General features: G+C 68.1%; 2 protein-coding genes. Both read right to left on the reverse strand.

Translation table 11 applies throughout. The annotated features are described in order from the left end of the window. Positions 1–195, reverse strand: a 195-nt coding sequence (locus ABD329_RS48425; RefSeq protein ID WP_425574482.1) for a polyketide synthase docking domain-containing protein, incomplete at its 3' end; no start/stop codon positions are given. A gap of 55 nt (positions 196–250) precedes the next feature. Then, positions 251–3,468, reverse strand: a 3,218-nt coding sequence (locus tag ABD329_RS47525) for an SDR family NAD(P)-dependent oxidoreductase (RefSeq protein WP_344318233.1), incomplete at its 5' end; no start/stop codon positions are given.

Consider the following 3,468-nt stretch of genomic DNA (forward strand, 5'->3'; position numbering starts at 1 on the left):
GGCATCCGCCCCACCCGCCACCAAATCCCACAACCCCTCCGGCGAGACCACACCACCCGGATACCGACACCCCACACCCACAATCGCAATCGGCTCCCGCGCCCGTTCCTCGACCTCGCGCAGGCGCCCCCGAGCCTCACGCAGGTCAACAGTGGCTCGCTTGAGGTACGTACGTAGCTGCGCCGCGTCCGCCATCGAGGAATTGCCTTCCTAGAAAATGTGGGCCAAAGGTCCAGAGGAGCTATAGGTGTTACAGGTCGCCGTCGAGGAGTTCGAACAGCTCCTCATCGCTGGCTGCTTCGATGCTTTCGACGTCGGCGACGTCACCCGTGCCGCGCTTCTTGAACTGAGTCAGAACATCCGTCAATCGCCCAGCGGCCATGGAATGCTCCTCATCGGCAAGGGAAACGTTGCCGAGCATCACGTGGAGCTTCTCGATTTCCGCCAGCACGCCGCGTGCACTGGTCCGTTCGGGCTTCGATGCACTTTCACCCAGGCGTGAGGCCAGATACTTCGCTAGAGCCATGGGAGTCGGGTGATCGAAGACCACGGTGGTGGGCAGCCGAAGGCCTGTTGTCGTACCGAGGTGATTGCGTAGTTCCACCGCGGTGAGGGAATCCAAGCCCATTTCGAGGAGCCCACCCTCGGCGGCGATGTCGTGAGGGTCGGTTCGTCCCAATACGGCGGCAAGGTGGGTACGGACCAGGTCGAGCAGCAGTGGCTCCCGCTCTTCGGGTACGGCCGCGGCGATGCGCTCACGCCACTCGCTGCCCGGGCCACTGCCATTCCCCGCCGCTGCCTTCCGGACCGGCTTGCGCACCAGCTGACGCAGCACCGGCGGTACCGGCACCGGCCGGTCCCCCAACGCCTTGAGGTCCATCCGCACCGGCAGCACCGCAGCACGGTCCGTATGCATCGACCGATCGAACAGCGCCAAGGCGTCCTCTGTGGCCATCGGAACGATTCCCGAGCGATGTGCACGGGCCGCGTCAGCAGCGCTGAGGTTTTGGGTCATTCCACTGGCCTGTGCCCACAGGCCCCAGGCGAGGGACACGGCGGGCAGGCCCTGGGCGTGGCGGTGCTGGGCCAGGGCGTCGAGGAAGGCGTTGGCCGCCGCGTAACTGCTCTGCCCACCGGCACCTAGCGTGGCCGCGACGGAGGAGTACAGCACGAACGCCTCCAACCCCATGTCCCGGGTCAGCTCATGCAGATGCCAGGCCCCATCCACCTTCGGAGCCAGCACCCGACGGACGCGCTCATCGGTCAGCCCCTCCACAACGCCGTCATCGACGACCCCCGCGGTATGCACCACACCCCTGAGCGGCACCTCCGCCGGAACACCAGCCAGCAGCTCACGCACCGCTTCCCGGTCGGCCACATCACATGCGACGACGGTGACCGACGCCCCCGCCGCCTCCAGCTCGGCCACCAACTCGACCGCCCCTGGGGCCTCCGGACCCCTGCGACTGGCCAGCAGCAGATGCTCCACCCCGTGCTCAGCCACCAGATGCCGAGCCACCACACCCGCCAACACGCCCGACGCACCCGTCACCAACACCGTCCCACCAGAGACCAACGGCGCAGACGCCCCGGAGGCCGTCGCGGGCTTGATCACGCGAGACAAGCGCGGGACCAGGACCGTCCCGTCCCGCAGCGCCAGCTGGGACTCCTCACCAGCGACGAGCGCCCGCACCACGGCGTCCGCTGCGGCAGGGCTGATGTCGTGGTCAGGGTCGTGGTCCAGCAGGAGGAATCGACCGGGGTTCTCGGTCTGCACCGACCGCAACAAGCCCCACACCGGAGCCTGCTCCAGGCCCGCAACGTCCTCCCCCATCCCAGGGGCAACCGCACCACAGGTGGCCACCACCAGACGAGAAGCAGCCAACCGCTCCTCGCCAAGCCACTGCTGTACAGCACCCAGCACGGAGGAAAGCGACTCCTGCACCCCGACAACCACGCCGCCGTGGGCGTTCGTCGGGCAGGACAGCACCACGGTGCCGGGCACGTCCTCGCCCTCCTCGAGGGCGCTGACCAGCGCGGACACGTCCTCGTACCGGGCACACGACCCGCCCGCGCGGTCCACCGCCTCCTCCAGACCGGCATCCGGTCCCACGAGCGACCACGAACCCACGGCGGCCGACTCCCGGGGAAGGTCCAGGGGGTGCCAGTCCAGCTGGAAGAGGGAGTCGTAGCGACTGGTCTGGGCGGCCTGCAACTGCTCGGCCGAAATCGGCCGCAGAACCAGGGACTCGATAGACGCCACCGGCTGACCTGCCGCGTCCGCCACCTCCAACGCCACCGCATCCGACCCCGCCCGAGTCAGCCGCACCCGCACCACGGACGCACCCGAGGCATGCAACCGCACCCCCGACCACGCGAACGGAACACGCACCGAACCCGACCCCGACTCCACATCCGACTGCTGCTCGAAGCCCGTCAGCGCCACCGCATGCAAAACGGCGTCCAGCAGCGCCGGATGCACCCCGAACCGCTCCACCTCACCCACACACTCCTGCGGAAGACGGACCTGAGCGAACACCTCCTCACCACACCGCCAGACCGACTCCAACCCCCGAAAAGCCGGACCGTAACCAAACCCACGCTCAACAAACCCGGCATAGAACCCCTCCGGATCCGACATCACCACCTCGGCGCCCACCGGCGGCCACTGCTCCAACACCACCCCACCGCCACCAGCAGCAGCCGACTCCTCCGCCACCAGCAGCCCGCTCGCATGAGAGCTCCACACCCCGTCGGCCGCGTCTGGACGAGACCGCACCTGTACGCTCCGACGCCCGTCCTCTTCTGCCTCGCCGACCGCAACCTGAAGCTGGACACCACCCCGCTCCGCAAGGATCAGGGGATCCTGAAGAGTGAATTCCTCCACCGCGTCACAGCCCACATGAGCCGCGGCACTCAAAGCCAACTCGACCAGCGCGGCTCCCGGCACCAGCACCGATCCCAGCACCCGGTGATCAGCCAGCCATGGATGCGTCTCCAGCGAGAGCCGACCCGTCAGGAAGACCCCATCGCCGGCGGGCGCCTCCAGAGCGGCTCCGAGCAGTGGGTGTTCGACAGTTTCCAGGCCGAGGTCGGTGGCATTGATTGTTTGGGGCGGGGCCTCGAGCCAGTAGCGCTGCCGTTGGAAGGCGTAGGTGGGCAGCCCCAGGTGGGTCCCCGAGGGCTTCCTGCCACCACCGAGTGCGGGGGTCCAGTCGATGGGGCTGCCGGTGGTGAACTGCCGTGCCAGGCAGGTGAGTACGGCATGGGTCTCGGGCTGGTCCCGGCGCAGGGAGGCGATGACCTCTGGCTCGTTGCCGGCACCAGGGTCGTTGTGGTGGGCGAGGCAGTTGTGGGTCATGGCGCTCAGAACGCCGTCGGGCCCCAGTTCCACAAACCGGGTCACCTGACCGTGCTCGGCCAGCCACTCCACACCCGGCCCGAACAACACCGCCTGCCGAACATGAC

The organism is Streptomyces javensis, assembly GCF_039525925.1.
Classification (GTDB): domain Bacteria; phylum Actinomycetota; class Actinomycetes; order Streptomycetales; family Streptomycetaceae; genus Streptomyces; species Streptomyces asiaticus.